Below are 25,659 nucleotides of genomic sequence, written 5' to 3'. Positions count from 1 at the left end.
TATGAAATACAAAGCAAGCTCTCTTTGTTTTATGGTCGTTTTTTTTTCGTAATTGAATGTGACAAAATAGTTCTGTATAATCTAATCTAGTGTAGTTGTTCCATACAGGAGGATTTTTAATGAACCAAGAAGAGAGACGTATTAGGCAATCTAGAATTCGAAATTTTTCAATTATTGCTCATATAGACCATGGTAAATCAACATTGGCCGACCGCATTCTTGAAAAAACAAATGCGTTAACCCATCGTGAAATGAAAGAACAATTGCTAGATTCCATGGACCTAGAAAGAGAACGTGGTATAACGATTAAATTAAACGCGGTACAATTAAAATATAAGGCAAAAGATGGTGAGGAATATATATTCCATCTTATTGACACCCCAGGACATGTTGACTTTACATATGAAGTTTCACGGAGTTTAGCAGCATGTGAGGGTGCAGTACTCGTTGTCGACGCAGCACAGGGGATTGAGGCACAAACACTAGCAAATGTGTACCTCGCTTTAGACAATGACTTAGAAATATTACCGGTAATTAATAAAATCGACTTACCAAGTGCGGATCCAGAGCGCGTTAGACAAGAAGTTGAAGATGTTATCGGACTTGATGCGTCAGAAGCTGTTTTAGCCTCTGCGAAAGCGGGTATTGGAATTGAAGAGATATTAGAGCAGGTTGTTGAAAAAGTCCCTGCACCGCAGGGTGACCCTGAAGCACCTCTAAAAGCTCTTATTTTTGACTCTTTATATGACCCGTATCGTGGTGTAGTTGCGTACATTCGTGTCATAGAAGGTAAAGTCAGACCTGGTGATAAAATAAAAATGATGGCAACAGGTAAGGAGTTTGAAGTCATTGAAGCGGGCGTATTTACACCTCGCGCAACCCTTCAGGAAGAGTTAACTGTTGGGGACGTTGGATTTTTAACAGCAGCCATCAAAAATGTCGGGGATACTCGTGTAGGTGATACGATTACTAACGCGAAAAATGGTGCTACTGAGCCCCTACCAGGATATAGACGCTTAAATCCTATGGTGTACTGTGGTTTATATCCAATCGATACAGCTAAATACAATGATTTACGTGAAGCGTTAGAAAAACTTGAATTAAATGATGCAGCCCTTCAGTTCGAACCAGAGACTTCCCAGGCGCTAGGCTTTGGTTTCCGATGTGGATTTTTAGGTCTATTGCATATGGAAATCATTCAAGAAAGAATTGAAAGAGAATTTAAAATCGACTTAATTACCACTGCACCAAGCGTTATTTACGATGTGTTTCTAACGGATGGTACAGACGTACGAATTGATAACCCAGCATCAATGCCGGATCCACAGAAAATTGACAGAATTGAAGAGCCTTACGTAAAAGCAACCATGATGGTTCCAAATGATTATGTCGGTGCTGTTATGGAGTTATGCCAAGGCAAACGAGGTATCTTCATTGATATGCAGTATCTTGATGAAAGACGTGTAAGTATTGTCTATGAAATTCCACTTGCAGAAATTGTATATGATTTCTTTGACCAATTAAAATCAAGCACAAAAGGCTATGCGTCATTTGACTATGAATTAATAGGTTACAAGCCTTCAAAGCTTGTGAAGATGGATATTTTATTAAATGCTGAAAAAGTAGACGCACTGTCATTCATCGTCCACAAGGATTCAGCTTATGATCGAGGAAAAGTGATCGTAGAAAAGCTGAAAGAATTAATTCCAAGACAGCATTTTGAGGTACCTATTCAAGCCGCGGTTGGTCAAAAGATTATCGCTCGCTCAACCATTAAGGCAATGCGTAAAAATGTATTAGCAAAATGTTACGGTGGGGACATTTCCCGTAAACGTAAGCTTCTTGAAAAACAAAAAGAAGGTAAGAAACGAATGAAGCAAGTCGGCTCAGTCGAAGTACCTCAAGAGGCATTCATGGCAGTATTGAAAATGGATGATAAATAAGAAAAGTGCAAGGCGCCCGCCTATCGGTGACAAGCATAAGACAAGCGCTGACAGAAGGTGCCTTTTACCTTCCGAAGCGATTGGCTTATGACCTCGAGCCGATGGCGCCTGGAACTAGACATATAAAGTAAGAGGCCGCAGACTTTTCTGCGGTTTTCTTTATTCTACTAATCGCGACATCCGCTTATAGAAAGAAGTGATTTTTTGGTACAAGCAGCATACCTTCACATCCCCTTTTGTGAACAAATTTGTCACTATTGTGATTTCAATAAAGTTTTTCTAAAAGGACAACCCGTTGATGAATATCTTCAATACATGGATACTGAAATGAGAAATACAGTCGAGGCTTATCCACCTTCGACTCTCAAATCCATCTTCGTTGGTGGAGGAACGCCAACCGTTCTTTCCGCAAACCAGTTAGAGACATTCCTAACGAGTATTAATCAATATTTAAAGCCCCAAAGCGACACAATCGAATTCACCTTTGAAGCAAACCCTGGTGATCCTACAGAGGATAAATTAAAAGTATTGCTTGATTCAGGTGTCAATCGAATAAGTTTTGGAGTACAAACTTTCGATGATGAGCTCCTCAAAGCTATTGGTAGAACACATCGTCGTGAAGATGTTTTTCACACAATTGATTTGGCGAAACATGTTGGGTTTAAAAACATTAGTATTGATTTAATGTATGCTTTACCCCAACAAACGATAGAAAGTTTTCAAGAATCACTTAACTTAGCCTTTTCACTCGATGTAGAGCATGTATCAGCATACTCACTCATTATTGAACCAAAAACAGTGTTCTATAATTTAATGAGAAAAGGGAAGCTGAATCTGCCAAGTCAGGAAAATGAAGCAAGAATGTATGAAATTTTAATGGCGGAAATGGAAAAGCATGGTTTCCATCAATATGAAATTAGTAACTTCTCAAAGGATGGCTATGAAAGCCGCCATAATCTAACGTATTGGGACAATGAAGAATACTATGGAATTGGCGCAGGCGCCCATAGTTATGTGGCTGGAAGAAGGATTTCAAATGCCGGTCCAATTAAAAAATATATGCAAGCTATAGAAGAACATCGCTTTCCGTATGTCGAAACGCATGAAGTAACAAAACAAGAAAAAATGGAAGAAGAGCTTTTTTTAGGTTTGCGTAAAACAAAAGGAGTTTCGCTCTCACATTTTTCGGAAAAATTTTCAATCAGTATTTTTGATGTTTTTGCAGACCAAATTAAAGAACAAAAAGAAAAAGGTTTGTTAGAAGAAAAAGATGATTATATTCGGTTAACACAAGCCGGAAAATTTCTTGGAAATGAAGTTTTTCAAGCGTTTTTGCTATAGATAAAGAAGGAGTTTAAATCGTTGACAATGGCACGCGTATTTGGTAATTTAATTATAGAATTAGCACTCGCAGATTAGGAGTGCTAACAGAGGTGATGTTCCTTGCTAACAGATCGTCAACTATTGATTCTTCAAGTAATAATTGATGACTTTATTAGATCTGCACAGCCAGTAGGGTCAAGAACATTGTCGAAAAAGGATGGGATTGTGTTTAGCTCAGCAACTATTCGCAATGAGATGGCAGATCTAGAAGAACTAGGATTTATTGAGAAAACCCATAGCTCATCTGGTAGAGTCCCATCTGAACAAGGCTATCGATACTATGTGGATCATTTATTATCTCCGAGTCGATTAACTTTAAAGGAAAAGCATGAGATAAAGTCAATTTTTGCAGAGAAGATCTATGAGCTTGAAAAAATCGTTCAAAAATCTGCACAGATTTTATCAGATCTAACAAACTATACTTCAATTGTTTTAGGTCCCGCCTTTAAAGAAAATAAAGTCAAAAAGCTGCAAATTGTTCCAATTAACAATGAAACAGCTGTTGCCATTATCGTTACAGATAATGGCCATGTGGAAAATCGAACAATTTCATTTCCGGAGTCCATCCATCCGAGTGATATTGAAAAAATGGTAAACATTCTAAATGAGCGACTTGTTGGTGTTCCACTGACTGATTTAAAAAACAAAATTTATAAAGAAGTTGCTTCTCTGTTAAAAACAAATATACGTAACTACGATACGGTTATAAGTGTTTTAGACAAAACACTTACACTGTCAACCGAAGAAAAAGTGTTTATTGGTGGAAAAACAAAGATGTTAAGTCAACCCGAATTTCATGACATTGAAAAAATTCGATCATTATTAACCATGATTGAAAGTGAACACGAATTTTCTCGATTGTTACGAACTGATAAAGCAGGAATCAATATCAAAATCGGTCATGAAAACAACAATATCGCAATGAATGATTGCAGCCTAATTACTGCAACTTATTCGGTTGGGAATGAACACCTAGGGTCTATCGCGATTTTGGGCCCGACCAGAATGGAATATTCACGAGTTATTACATTGTTGCAGCATATCAGTCATGATTTTTCGAAGGTGCTGACAAAACTGTATCAAAACGAATAGCCGTGGCTATATTTAGTAGAGGGTGGAATAACCCTCTAATACATATACTAGATACTATGATGATAGGGACTTCACTTTAAGGGAGGTGAGTGTATTGGCTAACGAGAACGAAGTAGTAAAAGAAGAAATTGAACTAGAAGAAGCTAACGTAGATAATGATGTGGTAGAAACGATTGAACAGGCTGAAGCAGAATTAGTAGAAGAACAAGAAGATAATGTGCAAGCCGAACTTTCGAAAGCCAATGAAAAAATTGCAGAACTTGAAGCTAAGCTAGAGGAGGCAGAAAGTCGCATTTTGCGCCAAGTTGCCGATTTCGAAAACTTTAAGAGGCGTTCACGCTTAGATCAAGAAACAGCTGCTACATATAGATCACAAAGTCTTGTAACGGATTTGTTGCCAGCTCTTGATAACTTTGAAAGGGCACTTCAAATAGAAGCAACAAATGACCAAGCAAAATCTCTTATGCAAGGTGTAGAGATGGTTTACCGAAGCATTATAGATGCCCTTAAAAAAGAAGGGGTAGAAGCAATCGAAGCAGTGGGAACACAATTTGATCCGAATGTGCATCAAGCCGTTATGCAGGTGAGTGAGCCAGATACGGAATCAAATGTGGTTCTAGAAGAGTTCCAAAAAGGATACAAACTTAAAGATAGAGTGTTGCGACCTTCAATGGTGAAGGTGAATGAATAGTTCAAAGTTTTATTCAATTAGGAGGTTTTTTTATGAGTAAAATCATTGGTATAGATTTAGGTACAACAAACTCATGTGTTGCTGTTATGGAGGGTGGAGAACCGAAAGTTATTCCGAACCCAGAAGGTAACCGCACAACACCATCTGTTGTTTCTTTTAAAAATGGGGAAAGACAAGTTGGTGAAGTGGCAAAACGTCAAGCAATCACAAATCCTAACACAATTATGTCAATCAAACGTCACATGGGAACAGATTATAAAACTGAAATAGAAGGTAAGCAATATACTCCACAAGAAGTATCTGCGATTCTACTTCAATACTTTAAATCTTATGCAGAAGAATATCTTGGAGAAAAGGTAACAAAAGCAGTTATCACGGTTCCAGCATACTTTAATGACGCTGAACGTCAAGCAACTAAGGATGCAGGTCGAATTGCTGGTCTTGAAGTTGAACGTATTATTAACGAGCCAACTGCTGCTGCTCTTGCATATGGTTTAGATAAAACAGAAGAAGACCAAACCATTCTTGTATACGACCTTGGTGGTGGTACATTCGACGTGTCCATCCTAGAACTTGGTGACGGAGTATTCGAAGTTAAGTCAACTGCGGGTGACAATCGTCTTGGTGGAGATGACTTTGACCAAGTAATTATCGATTATTTAGTAGACCAATTCAAAAAGGAAAATGGAATTGATCTTTCAAAAGATAAAATGGCATTACAACGTTTAAAAGATGCTGCTGAAAAAGCGAAGAAGGATTTATCCGGTGTAACTTCTACACAAATCTCTCTTCCATTCATCACTGCAGGAGAAGCAGGACCACTTCACTTAGAAGTTAATTTAACTCGTGCGAAATTTGATGAGATTTCAGCAGGACTTGTTGAGCGCACAATGGGACCAACTCGACGCGCACTTCAAGATGCTGGTCTATCAGCTAGTGAAATTGACAAGGTCATCCTTGTTGGTGGTTCAACTCGTATTCCAGCTGTTCAAGAAGCAATTAAAAAAGAAACTGGTAAGGAACCACATAAAGGTGTTAACCCAGATGAAGTAGTTGCTTTAGGTGCAGCAATTCAAGGTGGAGTATTAACTGGTGACGTTAAGGATGTTGTTCTGCTTGACGTAACACCTTTATCTTTAGGTATTGAAACAATGGGTGGTGTATTTACTCGTTTAATCGATCGTAATACAACAATCCCAACAAGTAAGTCACAAACATTCTCAACAGCTGCAGACAATCAAACAGCTGTTGACATCCATGTACTTCAAGGTGAACGTCAAATGGCTGCCGATAACAAAACATTGGGCCGTTTCCAATTAACTGATATTCCACCAGCACCACGTGGAGTACCACAAATTGAAGTAACATTTGATATTGATAAGAACGGTATCGTAAATGTTCGTGCAAAAGACCTTGGTACAAATAAAGAGCAAGCTATTACAATTCAATCATCTTCAGGCTTATCTGATGATGAAGTAGATCGTATGGTACGTGAGGCTGAAGAAAATGCAGAAGCCGACAAAAAGCGTAAAGAAGAAGTTGAACTTCGCAATGAAGCAGATCAATTAGTGTTTACAACTGAAAAAACACTTAAAGACTTAGAAGGTAAAGTTGATGCTGCAGAAGTTGAAAAAGCTAACGAAGCTAAAGACGCTTTAAAACAAGCAATTGAGAAAAACGAACTTGAAGAGATCAGAGCGAAGAAAGATGCTCTACAAGAAATCGTTCAACAGCTTTCCGTGAAACTTTATGAGCAAGCTCAGCAACAAGCTCAAGCAGCTCAGGGCGCACAAGGAGCGGAAGGTGCAGCTCAAGGCAAGAAAGACGACGATGTAGTAGATGCTGAATACGAAGAAGTAAATGATGATAAATAGAAAGGCGTAAGTGCCTTGCACAGAAACGAGAAAACTGGCCGACTAAAACGCCACGTCCTGTGGCGAAGTCGGCACTAGCACATCCTGTGCGTCGGAGACTCCGACAAAGAGGCGTAGTTTGCCTCTGCAGGAGGAGTTGAAGTTTCTCGAGTTTCTAGGCACTGAAACCAGACACCGTTAAAAGAATTAAATGTAAAAAAAAGTCGAAGTCAGGCCTGTCTTGGCTTTGGCTTTTTTTGTTTAAAGTGGTTACCGTTTAAAAGTTAGACAATTATGAACTTAATGCTTAAAACAAGTATTATTGCCTTTTCATAAAATTAAATGATACAATATTCTTTATGTGAATGATGCGGGAGTGGATTCAATGAGTAAAAGAGATTATTATGAGGTACTCGGGGTTTCGAAAAATGCTAGTAAAGACGAAATTAAAAAAGCATATCGAAAATTATCAAAAAAATATCACCCCGATATCAATAAAGAAGCAGATGCTGCAGATAAATTTAAGGAAATTACAGAGGCATACGATGCATTAACAGACGATAACAAACGTGCTCACTATGACCAATTTGGTCATGCAGATCCAAATCAAGGATTTGGTGGCTTTGGTGGAGGTGCGGATTTTGGTGGTGGCTTTGGTTTCGAAGATATCTTCAGTTCAATCTTTGGTGGCGGAACTAGAAGAAGAGACCCAAATGCACCACGTCAAGGTGCAGATTTACAATATACAATGACACTTAAGTTTGAAGAGGCTGTTTTTGGTAAGGAAACAGACATTGAAATTCCGAGAGAGGAAGAATGTTCAACCTGTCATGGGTCAGGTGCAAAACCTGGAACAAACCCACAAGAATGTTCACACTGTGGAGGTTCGGGTCAAATCAATGTTGAACAAAACACAGCTTTCGGAAGAATTGTAAACAGACGTGTCTGTCACCACTGTAGCGGTACAGGTAAATTCATTAAGGATAAATGTTCTACATGTAGTGGAGCTGGTAAGGTGAAAAAACGCAAGAAAATTCATGTGAAAATTCCTGCTGGCATTGATGACGGCCAACAGCTTCGCGTATCCGGTCAAGGTGAACCAGGTGTAAATGGTGGACCTCCAGGGGATTTATACGTTGTGTTCCATGTTCGATCTCATGAATTTTTCGAGCGTGACGGAGATGATATTTTCTGTGAAATGCCACTAACTTTTGCGCAAGCTTCATTAGGTGATGAAATTGAAGTGCCTACTCTTCATGGGAAGGTCAAGCTAAAGATACCTGCTGGTACTCAGACTGGAACAAAGTTCCGCCTTCGAGGCAAGGGTGTACCAAATGTTCGTGGATATGGTCAAGGAGACCAACATATTCAAGTTCGGGTTATTACCCCAACAAAGCTGTCTGAAAAGCAAAAACAATTACTTCGTGAATTTACCGAAATAAGCGGTAATGAAGCCCCGGATGAACAACATGATAATTTTTTCGCGAAAGTAAAACGAGCTTTTAAAGGCGAATGATACAAAAAAGTGTAGCAACTTTTTAACAAATGGATTGGAGTTGGTAGTAATGAAATGGTCTGAAATTAGTATTCACACTACACAAGAGGCGGTGGAGCCGGTATCAAATATACTTCATGAAGCGGGTGCAAGTGGAGTTGTCATTGAGGATCCATTTGACTTAACAAAAGAACGTGAAAATGTGTTTGGTGAGATCTACCAACTCAATCCTGATGACTATCCTGAAGAAGGAGTTATCGTTAAGGCGTACCTCCCAGTAAATAGCTTTTTAGGTGAAACGGTTGAAGAGATAAAAGAAGCAATCAACAATCTTTTGCTTTTTGATATTGACTTGGGCCATAATAAAGTCACTATTAGTGAAGTACATGAGGAAGAATGGGCTACAGCGTGGAAGAAGTATTATCATCCTGTAAAAATCTCTGAGAAATTTACAATCGTGCCTACTTGGGAAATGTACGAGCCTGTTCATAGTGATGAATTAATAATTGAATTAGACCCAGGCATGGCTTTCGGAACGGGTACACATCCAACTACTGTGATGAGTATTCAAGCGTTAGAACGAACCGTTAAGAACGGAGATACAATCATCGATGTTGGGACTGGTTCTGGTGTGTTAAGTATTGCAGCAGCAATGCTGGGAGCAAGTTCTGTCAAAGCACTTGACTTAGACACAGTTGCGGTTGAAAGTGCTAAACTCAATATTAAATTGAACAAGGTTCATGATAAAGTTACCGTGTCTCAGAATAATCTACTAGATGATATTGAGGGGCCTGTGGATCTCATTGTCGCGAATATCCTAGCTGAAATTATTGTCCGTTTCACAGATGATGCAGCAAAAATCTTGAAACCGAATGGAGCATTCATCGTTTCTGGGATTATTAATACGAAGAAACAAGAAGTAAAGGACAGTCTTCTAGCATCTGGATTCGAGATTGAGGAAGTACTCGTTATGGAAGACTGGGTATCAATGATTGCAAGAAAGAAAAGCGAATAAGGGTATTTGCAGGTGGTGGAAAAATAGATGCAAAGATATTTCGTCGATACTATAAACGAAACACAGGCCACAATTACAGGTGAAGATGTTCACCATATAACACGAGTTATGAGAATGTCAGTTGGAGACTCTATTTTTTGTTGTTATAATGGTAGAGTAGCTATTTGTGCAATTACTGAAATTACCAATGATACAGTTTTGGCAAATGTTGTAGAATGGGTAGAGAACTCGAATGAGCTTCCCATTAAGGTATGTATTGCAAGCGGACTACCAAAAGGGGATAAGCTTGAATATGTAATCCAAAAAGGGACGGAGCTTGGGGCATCTGAGTTTGTCCCTTTTGTTGCGGCACGTTCAATTGTCAAATGGGATGAAAAAAAAGGACAAAAAAAGGTAGAACGGTGGGCGAAAATTGCAAAGGAAGCAGCTGAGCAATCCCATCGCGCAATGGTTCCAAACGTTAACAAACCATTATCATTTCGAGAATTATTGTCCTTTAGTCAATCTTATACTTATAAGGTAGTAGCTTATGAAGAGGATGCAAAGCGCGGTGAAAACTCTAATTTAGCACGTCTTTTATCACAAATGAAAAATGGGGAATCTCTTTTTGTTGTGATCGGTCCTGAAGGAGGTCTAACCGAAAAAGAGGTTTCCTTCTTAATCGAAAATGAGTTTATTTCCTGCAGCTTTGGACCACGAATTTTACGTACTGAAACAGCACCATTATATGTTTTATCAGCTGTATCATATCATTTTGAATTAGCGAGGTGACAATCATGTCATTAGTTGCATTCCATACATTAGGATGTAAAGTAAATCATTATGAAACAGAAGCCATATGGCAGCTTTTTAAAGAGTCTGGCTATGAGCGTACTGAGTTTGAAAGTACTGCTGATGTGTATGTAATTAACACTTGTACTGTTACAAATACAGGGGACAAAAAGAGTAGACAGGTCATTCGTAGAGCAATTCGTAAGAATCCTGATGCTGTTATTTGTGTTACAGGATGTTATGCACAAACATCACCAGCGGAAATCATGGCGATTCCTGGCGTTGATATTGTCGTTGGTACACAGGATCGTAAGAAGATGCTTGAATATATCGAGCAATACAAAGAAGAGCGACAACCGATAAATGGTGTTGGAAATATAATGAAAACACGTGTGTATGAAGAACTTGATGTACCTTCATTTACTGACCGTACCCGTGCTTCATTAAAAATTCAAGAAGGTTGTAACAATTTCTGTACGTTCTGTATCATTCCATGGGCACGTGGTTTAATGCGTTCTCGTGACCCACAAGAGGTTATCAAACAAGCACAACAGCTTGTGAATGCAGGCTATAAAGAGATTGTGTTAACCGGAATTCACACAGGCGGCTATGGGGAAGATATGAAAGATTACAATCTGGCAGCTCTTTTACGTGACCTAGAATCAAAGGTCATTGGTCTTAAGAGAATTCGTATTTCCTCCATCGAAGCTAGCCAAATCACAGATGAAATTATTGAAGTGCTAGATAAATCGAAAAAAGTGGTTAGACATCTACATGTTCCATTACAATCAGGTTCGAACACCGTTTTAAAGCGTATGAGACGTAAATACACAATGGAGTTCTTTGCTGAACGTCTAACAAAGTTGCGTCAGGCATTACCAGGATTGGCGATTACATCAGATGTTATTGTTGGTTTCCCTGGGGAAACGGAAGAAGAGTTTATGGAAACCTATAATTTTATTAATGAACATAAATTCTCTGAATTACACGTTTTCCCATATTCAAAACGTACTGGAACACCTGCCGCTAGAATGGAAGACCAAATTGATGAAGAGGTGAAGAATGAGCGTGTACACCGTTTAATTTCACTATCTGACCAATTAGCGAAGGAGTATGCGTCTAATTACGAAGGTGAAGTATTAGAGGTCATTCCAGAGGAAATCGACAAAGACGATCCAACAAGTGGTCTATACATCGGATATACAGACAACTATTTAAAAGTAAAGTTCGACGCCACTGAAGATATGATTGGAAAAATTGTAAAAGTAAAAATTACAAAAGCCGGTTATCCATATAATGAAGGTAAATTTGTAAAAGTCGAAGAAGAACTAACGGTTGAACAAGAACAAAGAACGACTGCCTAAGAACTAGAGAAACGTAAAGAAGTTAATCATTGGATTAGCTTCTTTTTTTTATCGCATAATATGACAGAGAAGTGCTAGTCAAGCTGTTGCAACAATGATATGATGTTAGAGGTACGTACAACTGAAAGTTGAAGGGAGTAATACATAATGACGAATATTGCAAAAATGATTGATCATACAGCATTAAAAGCGGATACAACGAAAGCGCAAATTGAAACCCTTTGTGCAGAAGCAAAAGAATATGGGTTTATGTCCGTTTGTGTAAATCCAACATGGGTAGAAACGGCAGCAAGCTTGTTAAATGGATCAGATGTTAAGGTTTGTACAGTTATTGGTTTTCCATTAGGAGCTAGTACTTCTGAAACAAAGGCATTTGAAACAAAGGATGCAATTGAAAAAGGAGCTACTGAAGTGGATATGGTAATCAATATCGGTGCTCTTAAGGATAAAAATGACGAATTAGTTGAAAAAGACATTCGTATGGTTGTTGAAGCAGCCAAAGGAAAGGCGCTTACTAAAGTGATTATCGAGACATCCTTGCTAACTGATGAGGAAAAAGTAAGAGCTTGTGAACTCTCTGTAAAAGCTGGAGCTGATTTTGTTAAAACATCCACTGGTTTCTCGACAGGTGGTGCTACTGTGGAAGATATTCGTTTAATGCGTAAAACAGTAGGTCCAGATATCGGTGTAAAGGCATCTGGTGGTGTTCGTGATGTGAAGGGTACTCAAGATATGATTGATGCAGGAGCAACAAGAATTGGGGCGAGTGCTGGTGTCGCAATCGTTAATGGATTAACTGGTTCTTCGGATTACTAAAAAAGAAATTAAGCTGGCCAAATGGCCAGCTTTTTTTATGCAGTTCTATGCACTTTCGTTATAAAATTTGTTAAGACTCCAGCAAATGGTAAAAACAGTAGTGAACTGAGGACATTAAAGATTAAACTAACGTGTGCGATTTGCACATCAGGATGTGATGTGAGTAATATGGCGATTTGACCAAGTACATTAATAAATGGGAAGAATAACGCTACCCCGATTACATTTACCCAAATATGAGCATATGCCGCTAATTTTGCTTCGTGCTTACTTCCAATACTTGCAATATATGCAGTAATACAAGTCCCTATATTCGCACCAAGTAAGACGGCGATCCCTGCGTTTAAAGTTAATAGCTGTTCATTCATAAACCCCATAATAATTCCAGTTGTCGCTGTACTTGATTGAATAATTGAGGTTAAAATGGTTCCAACCCATACACCAAAAAGATTACTTTGATTTGTATGTTGAAAAAAGGTATAAATCGAAGGGAAATCGCCGATAGGTCTCGCGAGTTGTTCGAATCCATTCATTGCCACAAACATGCATCCTAACCCAAATAAAAAGGCACCAAAACTAAATACCTGCTGATTTCGAACAAATAAACATAAAAATCCTATGATTAATATAGGGACAATCCATTCAAATAGATCAATAGTGATCATTTCTGCAGTAAATGTCGTGCCTATATTTGTCCCAAGAATAATTCCGATCGATTGTTTAAAGGTTAAATATCCAGTCGCAATTAATCCAACAACAAGAACCATAACAGCAGAACTGCTGTGGATAATTGCTGTAATGATCATGCCAGTTAATAAACCTTTAATAGGATTATTTGTAAAACGAATTAGCCATACCCTTAATTTATCGCCGGTCAGATTATACAAGCCTGTCCTCATGACAGTCATACCAAATAAAAAAATAGTGATAAATACAGCAAATAATGATATAAGTTCAATCATCCATCTTCACCCCTATCACATTGTATGGACAAGGCTGCTTGAAAATGACTACTTCAATTTATTTAACTTTTTTACATGTTAAATTTTTTGGAATACGTAACAAACTATAAAATGTAAGGAATTAGTAGGAATAACAGTATAAAACTTTATCAAAACTACTGAATATAAATTGCTTTCTAGTGTTCAATTATGATAAATAGTTGACCAAAAAACATGCATATATTATAATTGCAAAGTACATGTTTATTTTTTAGACGATATTTAGCTATCGACACTAAGAGAACCAATGGAACATGTGTCTTAATTAGATGTTAGTGGTTGTTTTCGGAGGGAGGGAATTAGAATGTCAAAAACGGTCGTTCGTAAAAACGAATCGCTTGAAGATGCTCTTCGCCGCTTCAAACGTACTGTATCTAAATCAGGTACGATTCAAGAAGCTAGAAAGCGCGAATTCTATGAAAAGCCTAGCGTAAAGCGTAAGAAGAAATCTGAAGCTGCTAGAAAGCGTAAATTCTAAAAGAGGGTGTAGTTTTATGAGTCTTCTCGAGCGTTTAAATAATGATATGAAAACAGCGATGAAGAATAAAGACAAAGATAGGCTATCTGTTATTCGAATGGTAAAGGCTGCTCTTCAAAATGAAGGCATTAAGCTTGGTTCCAGTGAGCTATCAGAAGATGCAGAACTAACTGTTCTTACTCGTGAATTAAAACAACGAAAAGATTCCCTCCGCGAATTTAGTAACGCTGGTCGTGAAGATCTTGTTAATAAAATTCAAACTGAAATTGAGATATTAGAGGTATACCTTCCAAAACAATTATCCGAAGAGGAACTTGTTGAGATTGTGAAAGAAACAGTACAAGAGGTCAATGCTTCTTCAAAAGCTGACATGGGCAAAGTGATGGCTGCAATTATGCCAAAAGTAAAAGGGAAGGCTGATGGCAGTCTCATTAACAAACTTGTTCAACAGCAACTATCTTAAACAAAGCACCTTACATTGTGTAAGGTGTTTTTCTTATATGAGGGAAAATAAATTTCTCTTTTCGTTGGTTGTAATCCTCATATCACTATGTACATAATCCAAGAAATACCAACAAAAATAATGTATAGAAACACACAAAATATTGAAACCTCACCTACATCTCATTCGTATTACATACTATCAAGTCGTAAACAGGAATAGAAAGGGGGGATCGCCTTGAAAAAAGTGAGAATATTTTTGTACCTATCCATTATTCTTTTACCTTTACTCCTCACACTAACGCCAAATAAAAGCTTTAGTGCCACAGATCAGGTAGCTTATATCATTCCGTTGGAAGAAACGGTTGAAAAAGGCTTACATGCTTTTATTGATCGTACGATTACAGATGCCGAGGAAAAGGGAGCCGATGTCATCATTCTCGAGATAAATACTCCTGGTGGGGCCGTTGATGCTGCAACTCAAATCGGAAAACGAATTCAGGAATCAACTATTCCTACAGTTGCCTTTGTAAATAACGACGCCATTTCAGCAGGTGCATTTATCGCCTTAAATACCAATGAGATTTATATGTCTGAGAATGGAAGAATGGGGGCAGCAGGAATTATCGATCAGGCAGGGAATACTGCAGATGAAAAAGCTGTTTCATACTGGCTTTCAGCGATGAAAGGTGCTGCCGAAAACAATGGTCGCGATCCGATTTACGCTTTAGCAATGGCGGACAAAGAGATAGACTTGCCAGAACTAGGTGCTGAAAAAGGTAAATTTCTCACATTAACGGCAAATCAGGCTCTAGAGGTTGGGTATGCTGAAGGTGTTGTAAAGAATAGAGCAGATTTACTAAAGACAATTGGCTATGAAAAAGCTGCTGTTGAAGAAGCCGAACTTAGCTTTGCCGAAAAAATTGCACGCTTTATTACGAATCCGGTTGTTGTTTCGATTTTATTAACAATTGGAAGCTTAGGTTTAGTAGTTGAACTTTACTCACCTGGATTTGGTATTCCAGGTATAATGGGAATATCATCGCTACTACTCTTTTTCTATGGACATTTAGTAGCAGGACTAGCTGGAATGGAGTCCATTATCCTATTTGTAATAGGAATTGTTTTAGTTTTATTAGAGTTTGTATTGCCTGGGGGGATCATAGGCTTGATAGGTTTAGGAGCAATTTTAACAAGCTTTTTCTTGGCAGGAAGTAGTGTTATGGTTATTGGTGTTTCACTATTAGTTGCTTTAGTAGCTACTGTCATCGTTTCAATTATTTTGGTTAAAGTATTCGGTAAGAAATTACACGCCTTTAAAAAGATTATTCTCTTCGATTCTACGAACACCGAAAGCGGGTATGTATCAAATAAGAATCGCGAAGATTTGATTGGAAAACGAGGAATTGCCTTTACAACCTTAAGACCTTCTGGTACAGCAATCATTGATGAAGAAAGACTAGATGTTGTCACACAAGGGAATTACATCGAGAAAAACACAAAAATTGAAGTGATCAAAACAGAAGGTTCTCGAATTGTCGTTCGAGAGGTTACTGATATTGATAAATAAACTTAATCTAGGAGGAAAATTAGAATGCCAACAGGTATGATTACAATTCTAATATTAGTTGCACTTGGTATTATTTTATTAGCTGTACTATTTACATTTGTGCCAGTTGCACTATGGATCTCTGCACTAGCTGCGGGTGTCCGTGTAAGTATCTTTACATTGATAGGGATGAGACTACGTCGGGTTATTCCAAACCGTGTTATTATCCCGTTAATTAAGGCTCAAAAAGCCGGATTAAATCTTAATACAAACCAACTGGAGAGTCACTATTTGGCGGGTGGTAATGTTGACCGCGTCGTAAACGCGTTAATCGCTGCACAACGTGCGAACATTGAATTAACCTTCGAAAGGGCAGCTGCAATCGATTTAGCGGGTCGTGATGTGTTAGAAGCAGTTCAAATGAGCGTTAACCCTAAAGTTATCGAGACACCATTTATTTCAGGTGTTGCGATGGATGGTATCGAAGTAAAAGCAAAAACTCGTATCACCGTTCGTGCGAATATTGACCGTCTAGTCGGGGGTGCGGGGGAAGAAACTGTTATTGCCCGTGTAGGTGAAGGTATCGTTAGTACAATTGGTTCTCAAAAAGATCACAAAAAGGTACTCGAAAATCCAGATATGATTTCTCAAACCGTTCTTGCAAAAGGACTTGACGCAGGTACTGCATTCGAAATTCTTTCTATTGATATCGCTGATATTGATATCGGTAGAAACATAGGTGCCGTGCTTCAAACAGACCAAGCGGAAGCCGACAAGAAAATAGCCCAAGCGAAAGCTGAAGAACGTCGCGCGATGGCGGTTGCAAGTGAACAAGAAATGCGCGCTCGTGTAGAAGAAATGAAAGCGAAGGTTGTGGAAGCTGAAGCCGAAGTACCTCTTGCTATGGCAGAAGCATTACGTTCAGGTAACCTAGGAGTACTCGATTATACGAACCTTAAAAATATCATGGCTGATACTGATATGAGAAATTCAATTGGTAAAAGCACACATCCAGAAGATGAAGATAAATAATAATTAAACCTCAAAATTTGAAGGGAGGTTTACATTGTGGAATCACCTTTGCAAGACTTGATTAATTTTGTAATGGGAAATGCTTGGATTCTAATCATTATAATTGGATTTGTTTTTAATACGTTTAGGCGATTTAACAGTGGGGAGTCAGAGCCTACAACCCCAGTACCAATGCCAAAACAGTTTAATCCGTTTGACCAAGAACGTAAACCTGAAAAAGATGAATATCAGGTGGAAACAAAATATGAAACTGAAATAAAACCAGAAGAGATTCCCAATACTCAGGTTCCAAATACGTTTTATGATCGTTATCTCGAGCTTCAACAGCAAGGCACGTATACGGAAACGGTAACCGAGGAAAAAGAACCAGTCCCAACGGTTATTAATCCAACTGTTTCAGGAGAAACAAGGCCTTCAAAAACCTACTCGAAAAACAAGGTTGTTGAAGGTATTATATGGTCTGAAATTCTGGGTCCTCCTAGAGCAAAAAGACCATACCAAATCCGTCGCTAGGTGTCCGTTTATGGATTTTAAAAAATGTACTAAGAACCCCTTTTCACTCATAAACATGAGATGAAAGGGGGTTCTTTGTTATGCCTAAAAACCTAAGTCAACGAATGAAGAGTTGGATTACAAACAAGATGGAACTTCCTGCTGACGTCATGATGGATCTTCCAAGAATAACCATGATTGGACAATTACATATTTACATAGAAAATCATCGAGGATTATTAACCTTTTCAGATAAAGAGGTACGGCTATTACTGAAACAAGGACAACTTCTGATAAAGGGAAATGCATTTGTGATTAAAACAATTTTACCTGAAGAAATAATGCTTGAAGGAAAAATTGAACATGTGCAATATATTGAGAATTGAATCATTGAATCAGTAGGGGGATAAGCATGAAAAATCATTGGATGCACTTTTTTAGCGGGAGTGTCAAAGCTGTTATTTCTGGAAAAGGTACTGAGAGATTCATAAATGAATGTGTAAGACAAGGAATTGTCGTGTGGGATGTAAAGAAGCCAGGAACCCATGCCCTTAGCTTCTCTATGTATTTAAAGGATATTAAAAAAATTCGACGGGTTGTCCGTAAAAATGATTGTAAGCTTCGCTTTATTGGAAAAAAAGGTTTGCCTTTTCTCGTCCAAAAGGCGATATACAATAGTGGATTTTTAATTGGGGCTTTTTTATTTCTTATCATTGTTACTTTGTTATCAAACATGGTGTGGGGCATTAAAGTAGAGGGTGCCAAGCCAGAAACAGAGCATTTAATTATTAAAGAGCTGAAGAAACTCGGAGTTGAAAAAGGAAAGCTTCAATTTTTTATTGAGGATAATGAGTCCTTACAAAGGCACCTAGAAGAAGCGATAAACGATATTACTTGGATTGGTGTAGAGTTAAATGGGACGACCTATCATTTTGAGGTTGTTGAAAAGAACCAACCTGACCCGCCAGAACAGTACAGTCCAAGAAATCTTGTTGCAAATAAGACAGCTATAATCAAAAAATTAATCGTCGAGGAAGGAAAACCAGTTAAAGCAGTAAATGATCTTGTTAAAAAGGGAGACATCTTAGTTTCGGGCAAAATTGGAAAAGAAGGAGAAGAAGTCTACGTACCTGCACGTGGGAAGATTTATGGGGAGACTTGGTACAAGTCTGCAGTAGAGGTAGAAATTACAACGAAACTTAATGTCATGACAGGAGAAAATAAACAAAAGCATTATATCTCGATAGGGGATTTACGTATTCCAGTATGGGGATATGGTGAAGTTGAATATAATGAATATCAAACTGAAATAGATAAGAGACCCTTCAAATTCTTTAATTGGGAACTTCCAATTGCGTATGAAAAAGTGTCTCTTCGAGAAAGTGAAGAAATCACAAGAAAGTACACAACAAATGAGGCGGTCGAAGAAGCAAAGAGAATCGGTCGGAATGCTTTAGAACAAGATTTGGATAGTGATGCTGAAATTATTGAAGAAAAAGTTTTGCGTCAATCCATTAACAATGGTAAAGTAAAATTGGAAATAAAATATAATGTTATTGAGAATATCGTCACAACGATACCATTAGTTCAAGGAGACTAAAGGATGTCAGAAGATTTAGTAATGAGTAAACATCAACTTGAAAATCCAAACGAAGCACTTGTGCTGTTTGGAAACAATGACCTCCACCTTAAAAGGATTGAGGAGGAATTAAACGTCTCAATTATAACAAGAGGCGAGGCACTTAATGTTTCAGGAAATCCAACAAGTGTACAGCTTGTTGAAGAAATTATTGAAAAGCTTCTTGGTGTCATTCGAAAAGGAATACGTATAAGTGAACGTGATGTTATTTATTGTATTCAAATGGCGAAGAATGGAAATTTGGATTCATTTGAAGAATTATATGATGAAGAAATCACAAAAACTGCAAAAGGAAAATCAATTCGTGTAAAAACACATGGACAACGCCAATATGTAGCTGCTATCAAACAGCATGATTTAGTTTTCGGAATTGGACCAGCAGGTACAGGAAAAACTTATTTGGCAGTAGTAATGGCCGTGAATGCACTAAAAAATGGACAGGTCAAACGGATTATTCTAACTCGCCCAGCTGTAGAAGCTGGTGAAAGCTTAGGGTTTTTACCTGGAGACCTAAAAGAAAAAGTAGATCCATATTTACGACCTTTATATGATGGATTACACGACGTACTTGGAGCAGAACATACGGAACGACTAATAGAAAGAGGAACAATTGAAATTGCTCCATTAGCCTATATGAGAGGGCGTACTCTCGATGATGCTTTCGTCATTTTAGACGAAGCGCAAAACACAACACTAGCCCAAATGAAGATGTTTTTGACACGACTTGGTTTTGGCTCTAAAATGGTCATTACTGGGGATATCTCGCAAATCGATTTACCTAGAGGGGTAAAGTCTGGATTACATGAAGTAATGCATATATTGAAAGATGTATATGGTTCTGCATTTATCTTCTTAGAACAGTCTGATGTAGTACGTCATCCCCTTGTAGCTCGTATCATTGAAGCTTATGAAAAGGCTGAAGCTGGACAATCATGACAAGACCCATGCGAAATGGGTCTTTTTTACCATTACAGAAAATGGTAAAATCAGGTTAAAGGAGGTTCGAGAGATGAGGAAACCGAATAAGCTGCAAAATAAGTTGTCCATTTTAAAAAGCTATCAATCCCTACATATTTTGATATACACCCTCCTTGCGGGAATTATGTTTTTAGTCATGTTTAGCAATGTGAAACCGGAAGTTTTACAAATCGAAGCTTTAAAACCGTCTGAACAGACAATTCGTTCGCCTTTGACAATTGAAGATAAAGTTGCCACAAAAACAAAACAGGATGCAGCTGCAAAAGAGGTTGAAGATGTTTTCACTCTCAAATCAGATTATGCAGACAATCAAGTTGACCTAGTTATTTCTATTTTTGATTCAATTGATGAAACAAATAATGAAGCAATGGATATATACAACTCAAAGGTCAAAGAATGGGAAAGTCTTTCGGAGGATGATCGAGGAGAAGAACCAAAGCAACTCACAGCTTCTGAAAAGTTACAGATCTTAAAAACAAAACTTCCACAGGATTTAACTGATCGGATTCAAAACGATGTTCTTACAGCATTATTAACAGCAAGTCCCAATCAATTATCACGCACTAAGGATGCAGTTATTACCGCAGTGAATAATGTAATGAACACAAGAATTCCAGCTTCTGAAGTTGAGAATGCAAAAAATAAGGTAGTGGAGGAACTACGCTACTCAAGTGTCGATACGGCTCTTCGAGAACCAATGCGTGAAATGGCTCGGTTTGCGGTTGTTCAAAATGTCTATTATGATGTTGAAGCCACGGAAGAAAAGCGTCAGCAAGCGATTGAAGCAGTTGAGCCGGTTAAAATCCTGCAAGGTCAAATTATTGTTGAAGAAGGACATTTAATCACTAGGGATATATATCGGCAGTTAGAGCTACTTGGTATGACTAGCACAAATAACCCTATACAACCATTCATCGGCCTATTGTTGATTATTCTATTGATTATTACCGGGATTATTTATCATTTTCATAATGAGATGATTCCAACTGATCGGCATCGGAATATCTATTTATTAATTTTTGCGATTATCTTTACTATTACCATTCTATTGATGAAGGGTATTAGTTTATTCCAACAAATCGATTATTCTGATATAGGATATATTGTTCCAGTGGCAATGGGGGCAATGCTAATAAAGCTATTGATTAATGAAAAAGTTGCGATACTTTCAAGCATGGTTTTTGCTGTTTGTGGAAGCCTTATCTTTAATGAAGGTGTGACGGGTACGCTTAATTTCTCAGCGGGAATCTATTTCCTGTTTGGCAGCCTGGCTGGGGTACTTTTCCTAAGTAAGCACAATCGTAGGGCGAAAATTCTCCAAGCTGGACTCTTTGTAGCTTTAATCAATATTTTAGTCATATTTTCAATTATGTTATTGCAAAACGGTAGTTATTCAAGTCTAGACTATGGTTCTTCGATTATTATGGCGGTCTTATCTGGCGTAATTGCTGCTGTATTAACAATAGGGCTACTACCATTCTTTGAAGCTGGATTTAATATTTTATCTACTATGAAATTAATCGAGTTATCAAACCCAAATCACCCGTTACTGCGGAAAATTTTGACGGAAGCTCCTGGAACCTATCATCATAGTGTTATGGTTGCGAATTTGTCAGAATCAGCCTGTGAAGCAATCGGGGCTAATGGTTTATTAGCTAGAGTGTCATCGTATTATCATGATATTGGTAAAACAAAACGGCCGCATTTCTTTATTGAGAATCAGATGAATATTGAAAATCCGCATGATAAGATTGCACCACAGCTTAGCAAAACAATTATTACAGCACATGCTACAGACGGGGCAGAAACTTTGAGGAAATATAAAATGCCAAAGGAAATCGTGGATATAGCAGAGCAGCATCATGGTACCACACTGTTAAAATATTTTTTCCATAAAGCAAAACAACAAAGTGAACGCGAAATCCTAGAATCAGATTTCAGATATGTGGGTCCTAAAGCGAAAACAAAAGAGGCAGCGGTGATTGGGATTGCAGATAGTGTTGAAGCAGCCGTGAGGTCGCTATCAACTCCTACTCCACATAAGATTGAATCATTAGTAAATAGCATCATTGCAGACCGCTTACAGGATGGACAATTTGATGAATGCGATATAACACTGAAAGAACTGGATGTAGTTGCGAAAACACTTTGTGAATCACTAAAAGGGATTTTCCATTCAAGAATTGAGTACCCTGCCGAGACCACAAAACAGAAGGTGAAGGAAGCATGAGACTAGAAATTGATTTTAATGATGAAATTGGTGAAGTAAAAGAGGAAGAATGTACATTAGTTCAAGAACTATTATTCTTGGCTGCTGATAAAGAAGGAGTCAGTGAAGGAACTGAGGTCTCCGTTACGTTTGTTGATAATGAACGGATTAAAGAAATAAACCGAGAATATCGTGACAAAGATCAACCGACTGATGTCATATCATTTGCTATGGAAGAAATGGGTGAAGGGGAAATTGCGATTATTGGTGAAGATATACCAAAGGTATTAGGGGATATTATCATCTCAATTCCGAGAGCAAAGGAACAGGCCGAAGATTATGGTCATTCTTTTGCAAGGGAATTAGGTTTCCTTGCTGTCCATGGTTTCTTGCATTTACTTGGCTATGACCATATGACAAAAGAGGATGAAGAAAAAATGTTTTCAAGACAAAAGGAAATTTTAGAGGCGTATGGTCTTGAACGATAAACAAAAAAATGGATGGTCACGCTTAATCAATAGCTTTTCGTATGCTTTACAAGGCTTGCGAGAAGCATTTTTTTCAGAACGAAATTTGCAAATTCATTTTTTTTTCTCGGTTATCGTTATTTTTTGTGGTTTCTTGTTTCATATTACAAAGGTAGAATGGTTGATTATTCTCCTTTTATTCGGTGGAATGTTTGCAATAGAAATGCTAAATACCGCAATTGAAAAAGTGGTTGATTTAGTCACGGGTGAGTATCATCCCTTAGCTAAAAAGGCTAAAGATATTGCAGCTGGAGCTGTTCTTATATATGCGATAATATCCATTATCGTTGGATTAATCATTTTTCTACCTTACCTAATATAGAGAAAATTCTTACAATTGTGTAACAAATGAAACATAAACGATGATTTCGTGAACGTTTTTATGTAAAATGAAAATACACTGCCGTACTTAGATACGCAGAAAGGAAGAAGAAATAGTGAAAACAGAGGAACTAATCAACGAAGCGAAAAAAGCAAGAGAACTAGCATATGTTCCATATTCAAAGTTTAAAGTAGGGGCTGCGATATTAACAAAGGATGGTAAAGTATACCATGGCTGTAATATCGAAAATGCAGCATACAGTGTAACAAACTGTGCAGAGAGGACAGCGCTATTTAAGGCTGTTTCTGAAGGAGATAAAGAGTTTGCAGCAATTGCTGTAGTTGCAGATACAGAACGACCAGTACCGCCTTGTGGCGCATGTCGTCAAGTGATTTCGGAGCTTTGTGGACGTAATACAAAGGTATTCTTATCAAATCTTAAAGGTGACGTACAAGAAATAACAATTGATGAACTGCTACCAGGAGCATTTACACCGGAGGATTTACATGGAAACTAAGAATAATTATAAATCAGGATTTGTTTCAATTATAGGACGACCGAATGTTGGGAAATCCACTTTTTTAAATCATGTTATCGGGCAAAAAATCGCTATAATGAGTGATAAACCACAAACGACACGAAATAAAGTTCAAGGTGTGTATACAGAAGAAAATTCTCAAATTATTTTTATTGACACGCCTGGTATTCATAAGCCAAAGCATAAGCTTGGAGATTTTATGATGAAAGTCGCTCAGAACACACTTAAGGAAGTTGATCTAGTTTTATTTATGATCAATGCGGAAGAAGGATATGGTCGTGGGGATGAGTTCATTATTGAACGACTTAAAAATATTCAGACACCAGTTTTTCTCGTTGTTAATAAGATAGACCAAATACACCCTGATAAATTATTGGAGTTAATCGAAAAGTACAAAGGACTTTATCCGTTTAAGGAAATTGTTCCAATTTCTGCACTCCAGGGAACGAATACCTCTAGATTAGTTGAACAGATCAAAGTTTATTTACCAGAGGGACCTCAATACTATCCTGCAGATCAGGTAACTGACCATCCTGAACGATTTATCATTACTGAGTTGATTCGTGAAAAAGTGCTTCACCTAACAAGAGAGGAAATTCCACATTCAATTGCAGTTGTAATGGATTCACTCGAAAGAAGAGAAAGTGGAAATACTGTCTACGTTAGTGCCACTATTATTGTCGAACGTAATTCGCAAAAAGGAATTGTAATCGGAAAGCAAGGGAGTATGCTAAAAGAAGTTGGGAAACGAGCACGAGCAGATATTGAGGCATTGCTTGGTTCAAAAGTTTTTCTAGAGCTTTGGGTAAAGGTTCAAAAGGACTGGCGTAACAAAAGTTCTCAACTTCGCGATTACGGCTTTAGAGAAGATGAATATTAAAGTTTAAGTATACGTAAATTCCAAAAAAATACACAGATTAGCAAAATTTATGTAACATGTTTTTTAGGATTTTCGGTCAAGATATTCTTACAAGTGAATGAAATTGGAATAGTCTTTGCTAGTGTTTATAATACAGAAAGGTGGGGTTACTATGTTAGATTTTACCTGGAAGGTGTTTAGTCAAACAGGTAATGTTGATACGTATCTTCTTTTTAAGGAATTGGAACAAGAGAAGACAGAGAGACCCGAGGCACAAAGTGAGGAGCTAGCAGAAATAGATTTTCCAATTACTTGACCATCCTAAAAAAAGCGTCTTAAACCTTTTATAAGTCATGTATGACGTAAATAATCAATGGTAATTGGATTGCCTAGTTGCCAATGGATGGTGACAGTAGTGCTACAAAAATGCGAAGGTATTATCATAAGAACAAGTGATTATGGTGAAACAAATAAAATCGTAACTTTGTATACCCGTGAATGGGGGAAAATAGGGGTAATGGCAAGAGGTGCAAAGAAACCTAGTAGTCGCCTTGCAGCCATTACCCAGGTTTTTACATATGGACAGTTTTTAGTTCAAAAAACGTCAGGTCTAGGCGTATTACAACAAGGTGAAACGATTTCAACTTTACGAAGTATTCGGGAAGATATTTTCCTAACGGCATATGCATCATATGTAGTCGAGTTAACCGATAAATGCACTGAAGATAAGAGATCAAACCCGTTTTTATTTGAAATGTTGTATCAAACACTAAATTACTTAAATGAGGGGTATGATCCTGATATTCTTTTGTATATATATGAGCTTAAAATGCTACCATTGCTTGGGTTGTATCCTCGACTTAATGAATGTACAAACTGTAACAGTACAGAGGGTGAATTTGCCTTTTCGATAAGAGAGGGTGGGTTACTTTGCCATCGCTGTTATGAAAAAGAACCCTATCATTTGAAAGTATCTCAAGCAACAATTCGATTGTTGCGTTTATTTTATTATTTTGATTTAAACCGATTAGGAAAAATTGCCGTAAAAGACGAAACGAAGAAAGAATTGAAGATGGTCATTGACATGTACTACGAGGAATATTCAGGCTTATATCTAAAATCTAAACGATTCCTAGACCAACTTGAAAATTTACGTCTAACCTAACGTGGT

26 protein-coding genes are annotated in these 25,659 nt (G+C 37.7%); 25 read left to right on the top strand and 1 reads right to left on the bottom strand.

What is annotated here, in order from left to right:
* Window positions 1-119 precede the first annotated feature (119 nt).
* The 10 genes from lepA (at window position 120) to deoC (ending at window position 12,423) form a co-directional block, all read left to right on the top strand.
* Window positions 120-1,943 carry a translation elongation factor 4 gene (gene lepA / locus CKK03_RS07365; RefSeq protein ID WP_099361972.1) on the top strand — a complete coding sequence of 608 codons (1,824 nt, stop codon included), beginning with the start codon at window positions 120-122 and terminating at the stop codon, window positions 1,941-1,943.
* Window positions 1,944-2,147: 204 nt separating this feature from the next.
* Window positions 2,148-3,284 carry a radical SAM family heme chaperone HemW gene (gene hemW / locus CKK03_RS07360; RefSeq protein ID WP_099361971.1) on the top strand — a complete coding sequence of 379 codons (1,137 nt, stop codon included), beginning with the start codon at window positions 2,148-2,150 and terminating at the stop codon, window positions 3,282-3,284.
* A 102-nt stretch (window positions 3,285-3,386) separates the two neighbouring features.
* Complete coding sequence (hrcA, locus tag CKK03_RS07355; protein ID WP_099361970.1) at window positions 3,387-4,418, top strand: heat-inducible transcriptional repressor HrcA; 1,032 nt, start codon at window positions 3,387-3,389, stop codon at window positions 4,416-4,418.
* 94 nt (window positions 4,419-4,512) lie between these two features.
* Window positions 4,513-5,109, top strand: coding sequence for a nucleotide exchange factor GrpE (gene grpE, locus CKK03_RS07350; RefSeq protein ID WP_099361969.1), 597 nt, complete (start codon window positions 4,513-4,515; stop codon window positions 5,107-5,109).
* A 32-nt stretch (window positions 5,110-5,141) separates the two neighbouring features.
* Window positions 5,142-6,983: a molecular chaperone DnaK gene (gene dnaK, locus CKK03_RS07345; RefSeq protein ID WP_099361968.1), complete on the top strand. Its 1,842-nt coding sequence runs from the start codon at window positions 5,142-5,144 to the stop codon at window positions 6,981-6,983.
* Window positions 6,984-7,347: 364 nt separating this feature from the next.
* The gene (gene dnaJ / locus CKK03_RS07340) at window positions 7,348-8,478 is read left to right on the top strand and encodes a molecular chaperone DnaJ (RefSeq protein ID WP_099361967.1); all 1,131 of its coding nucleotides are present in this window, start codon (window positions 7,348-7,350) and stop codon (window positions 8,476-8,478) included.
* 49 nt (window positions 8,479-8,527) lie between these two features.
* Window positions 8,528-9,472: a 50S ribosomal protein L11 methyltransferase gene (prmA, locus tag CKK03_RS07335; protein WP_099361966.1), complete on the top strand. Its 945-nt coding sequence runs from the start codon at window positions 8,528-8,530 to the stop codon at window positions 9,470-9,472.
* Between the two features lie 27 nt (window positions 9,473-9,499).
* Entirely contained in the window at window positions 9,500-10,243 is a 744-nt protein-coding gene (locus CKK03_RS07330) for a 16S rRNA (uracil(1498)-N(3))-methyltransferase (RefSeq protein ID WP_099361965.1), read from the top strand.
* Window positions 10,244-10,248: 5 nt separating this feature from the next.
* Window positions 10,249-11,607, top strand: a complete 1,359-nt coding sequence (gene mtaB, locus CKK03_RS07325; protein WP_099361964.1) for a tRNA (N(6)-L-threonylcarbamoyladenosine(37)-C(2))-methylthiotransferase MtaB — start codon at window positions 10,249-10,251, stop codon at window positions 11,605-11,607.
* 147 nt (window positions 11,608-11,754) lie between these two features.
* Window positions 11,755-12,423: a deoxyribose-phosphate aldolase gene (gene deoC, locus CKK03_RS07320; protein ID WP_180271192.1), complete on the top strand. Its 669-nt coding sequence runs from the start codon at window positions 11,755-11,757 to the stop codon at window positions 12,421-12,423.
* 35 nt (window positions 12,424-12,458) lie between these two features.
* On the opposite strand, the gene CKK03_RS07315 is transcribed toward deoC, so the two are convergent.
* Window positions 12,459-13,385 carry a Na/Pi symporter gene (locus CKK03_RS07315; protein WP_099361962.1) on the bottom strand — a complete coding sequence of 309 codons (927 nt, stop codon included), beginning with the start codon at window positions 13,383-13,385 and terminating at the stop codon, window positions 12,459-12,461.
* Between the two features lie 343 nt (window positions 13,386-13,728).
* Between CKK03_RS07315 and rpsU the strand changes: the two genes are divergently transcribed.
* The 15 genes from rpsU (at window position 13,729) to recO (ending at window position 25,653) form a co-directional block, all read left to right on the top strand.
* On the top strand, window positions 13,729-13,902 hold the full coding sequence (rpsU, locus tag CKK03_RS07310) for a 30S ribosomal protein S21 (RefSeq protein ID WP_015595024.1): 174 nt from the start codon (window positions 13,729-13,731) through the stop codon (window positions 13,900-13,902).
* A gap of 16 nt (window positions 13,903-13,918) precedes the next feature.
* A complete protein-coding gene (locus CKK03_RS07305) occupies window positions 13,919-14,365 on the top strand; it encodes a GatB/YqeY domain-containing protein (protein WP_099361961.1) in 447 nt (148 codons plus the stop codon).
* Between the two features lie 216 nt (window positions 14,366-14,581).
* A complete protein-coding gene (locus CKK03_RS07300; protein WP_099361960.1) occupies window positions 14,582-15,913 on the top strand; it encodes an NfeD family protein in 1,332 nt (443 codons plus the stop codon).
* Between the two features lie 24 nt (window positions 15,914-15,937).
* Window positions 15,938-16,924 (top strand): flotillin-like protein FloA, encoded by a 987-nt coding sequence (gene floA, locus CKK03_RS07295; protein WP_099361959.1) that lies wholly within the window; start codon window positions 15,938-15,940, stop codon window positions 16,922-16,924.
* A gap of 36 nt (window positions 16,925-16,960) precedes the next feature.
* Complete coding sequence (locus tag CKK03_RS07290; protein WP_099361958.1) at window positions 16,961-17,437, top strand: YqfB family membrane protein; 477 nt, start codon at window positions 16,961-16,963, stop codon at window positions 17,435-17,437.
* 80 nt (window positions 17,438-17,517) lie between these two features.
* On the top strand, window positions 17,518-17,802 hold the full coding sequence (gene yqfC / locus CKK03_RS07285; protein WP_099361957.1) for a sporulation protein YqfC: 285 nt from the start codon (window positions 17,518-17,520) through the stop codon (window positions 17,800-17,802).
* A gap of 26 nt (window positions 17,803-17,828) precedes the next feature.
* Complete coding sequence (gene yqfD, locus CKK03_RS07280) at window positions 17,829-19,016, top strand: sporulation protein YqfD (RefSeq protein ID WP_099361956.1); 1,188 nt, start codon at window positions 17,829-17,831, stop codon at window positions 19,014-19,016.
* Window positions 19,017-19,019: 3 nt separating this feature from the next.
* Window positions 19,020-19,991, top strand: a complete 972-nt coding sequence (locus CKK03_RS07275) for a PhoH family protein (protein ID WP_099361955.1) — start codon at window positions 19,020-19,022, stop codon at window positions 19,989-19,991.
* Window positions 19,992-20,064: 73 nt separating this feature from the next.
* Window positions 20,065-22,263 carry an HD family phosphohydrolase gene (locus CKK03_RS07270; RefSeq protein WP_099361954.1) on the top strand — a complete coding sequence of 733 codons (2,199 nt, stop codon included), beginning with the start codon at window positions 20,065-20,067 and terminating at the stop codon, window positions 22,261-22,263.
* The gene (gene ybeY / locus CKK03_RS07265; RefSeq protein ID WP_099361953.1) at window positions 22,260-22,730 is read left to right on the top strand and encodes an rRNA maturation RNase YbeY; all 471 of its coding nucleotides are present in this window, start codon (window positions 22,260-22,262) and stop codon (window positions 22,728-22,730) included. Before CKK03_RS07270 ends, ybeY begins: the two co-directional genes overlap by 4 nt.
* Complete coding sequence (locus tag CKK03_RS07260) at window positions 22,714-23,091, top strand: diacylglycerol kinase family protein (protein WP_099361952.1); 378 nt, start codon at window positions 22,714-22,716, stop codon at window positions 23,089-23,091. The genes ybeY and CKK03_RS07260 overlap by 17 nt, the downstream gene beginning before the upstream one ends.
* 115 nt (window positions 23,092-23,206) lie before the next feature.
* Entirely contained in the window at window positions 23,207-23,608 is a 402-nt protein-coding gene (locus CKK03_RS07255; RefSeq protein ID WP_099361951.1) for a cytidine deaminase, read from the top strand.
* Complete coding sequence (gene era, locus CKK03_RS07250) at window positions 23,598-24,509, top strand: GTPase Era (protein WP_099361950.1); 912 nt, start codon at window positions 23,598-23,600, stop codon at window positions 24,507-24,509. The genes CKK03_RS07255 and era overlap by 11 nt, the downstream gene beginning before the upstream one ends.
* A gap of 151 nt (window positions 24,510-24,660) precedes the next feature.
* Complete coding sequence (locus CKK03_RS07245) at window positions 24,661-24,804, top strand: YqzL family protein (protein WP_099352231.1); 144 nt, start codon at window positions 24,661-24,663, stop codon at window positions 24,802-24,804.
* A 99-nt stretch (window positions 24,805-24,903) separates the two neighbouring features.
* Window positions 24,904-25,653: a DNA repair protein RecO gene (recO, locus tag CKK03_RS07240; protein WP_099361949.1), complete on the top strand. Its 750-nt coding sequence runs from the start codon at window positions 24,904-24,906 to the stop codon at window positions 25,651-25,653.
* The last annotated feature ends 6 nt before the right edge of the window (window positions 25,654-25,659 follow it).

The organism is Fredinandcohnia onubensis, assembly GCF_002734215.1.
GTDB lineage: Bacteria > Bacillota > Bacilli > Bacillales > Bacillaceae_L > Ferdinandcohnia > Ferdinandcohnia onubensis.
This window is presented reverse-complemented; position numbering and strand designations above follow the sequence as displayed.

What these genes read in the sequence shown, in the direction of transcription:
- lepA (WP_099361972.1), top strand. Translation starts at nt 120, where the DNA reads ATGAACCAAGAAGAGAGACGTATTAGGCAATCTAGAATTCGAAATTTT.
- dnaK (WP_099361968.1), top strand. Translation starts at nt 5,142, where the DNA reads ATGAGTAAAATCATTGGTATAGATTTAGGTACAACAAACTCATGTGTT.
- dnaJ (WP_099361967.1), top strand. Translation starts at nt 7,348, where the DNA reads ATGAGTAAAAGAGATTATTATGAGGTACTCGGGGTTTCGAAAAATGCT.
- prmA (WP_099361966.1), top strand. Translation starts at nt 8,528, where the DNA reads ATGAAATGGTCTGAAATTAGTATTCACACTACACAAGAGGCGGTGGAG.
- CKK03_RS07330 (WP_099361965.1), top strand. Translation starts at nt 9,500, where the DNA reads ATGCAAAGATATTTCGTCGATACTATAAACGAAACACAGGCCACAATT.
- mtaB (WP_099361964.1), top strand. Translation starts at nt 10,249, where the DNA reads ATGTCATTAGTTGCATTCCATACATTAGGATGTAAAGTAAATCATTAT.
- deoC (WP_180271192.1), top strand. Translation starts at nt 11,755, where the DNA reads ATGACGAATATTGCAAAAATGATTGATCATACAGCATTAAAAGCGGAT.
- CKK03_RS07315 (WP_099361962.1), bottom strand. Translation starts at nt 13,385, where the DNA reads ATGATTGAACTTATATCATTATTTGCTGTATTTATCACTATTTTTTTA.
- rpsU (WP_015595024.1), top strand. Translation starts at nt 13,729, where the DNA reads ATGTCAAAAACGGTCGTTCGTAAAAACGAATCGCTTGAAGATGCTCTT.
- CKK03_RS07305 (WP_099361961.1), top strand. Translation starts at nt 13,919, where the DNA reads ATGAGTCTTCTCGAGCGTTTAAATAATGATATGAAAACAGCGATGAAG.
- floA (WP_099361959.1), top strand. Translation starts at nt 15,938, where the DNA reads ATGCCAACAGGTATGATTACAATTCTAATATTAGTTGCACTTGGTATT.
- yqfC (WP_099361957.1), top strand. Translation starts at nt 17,518, where the DNA reads ATGCCTAAAAACCTAAGTCAACGAATGAAGAGTTGGATTACAAACAAG.
- yqfD (WP_099361956.1), top strand. Translation starts at nt 17,829, where the DNA reads ATGAAAAATCATTGGATGCACTTTTTTAGCGGGAGTGTCAAAGCTGTT.
- CKK03_RS07275 (WP_099361955.1), top strand. Translation starts at nt 19,020, where the DNA reads ATGTCAGAAGATTTAGTAATGAGTAAACATCAACTTGAAAATCCAAAC.
- CKK03_RS07270 (WP_099361954.1), top strand. Translation starts at nt 20,065, where the DNA reads ATGAGGAAACCGAATAAGCTGCAAAATAAGTTGTCCATTTTAAAAAGC.
- ybeY (WP_099361953.1), top strand. Translation starts at nt 22,260, where the DNA reads ATGAGACTAGAAATTGATTTTAATGATGAAATTGGTGAAGTAAAAGAG.
- CKK03_RS07260 (WP_099361952.1), top strand. Translation starts at nt 22,714, where the DNA reads ATGGTCTTGAACGATAAACAAAAAAATGGATGGTCACGCTTAATCAAT.
- era (WP_099361950.1), top strand. Translation starts at nt 23,598, where the DNA reads ATGGAAACTAAGAATAATTATAAATCAGGATTTGTTTCAATTATAGGA.
- CKK03_RS07245 (WP_099352231.1), top strand. Translation starts at nt 24,661, where the DNA reads ATGTTAGATTTTACCTGGAAGGTGTTTAGTCAAACAGGTAATGTTGAT.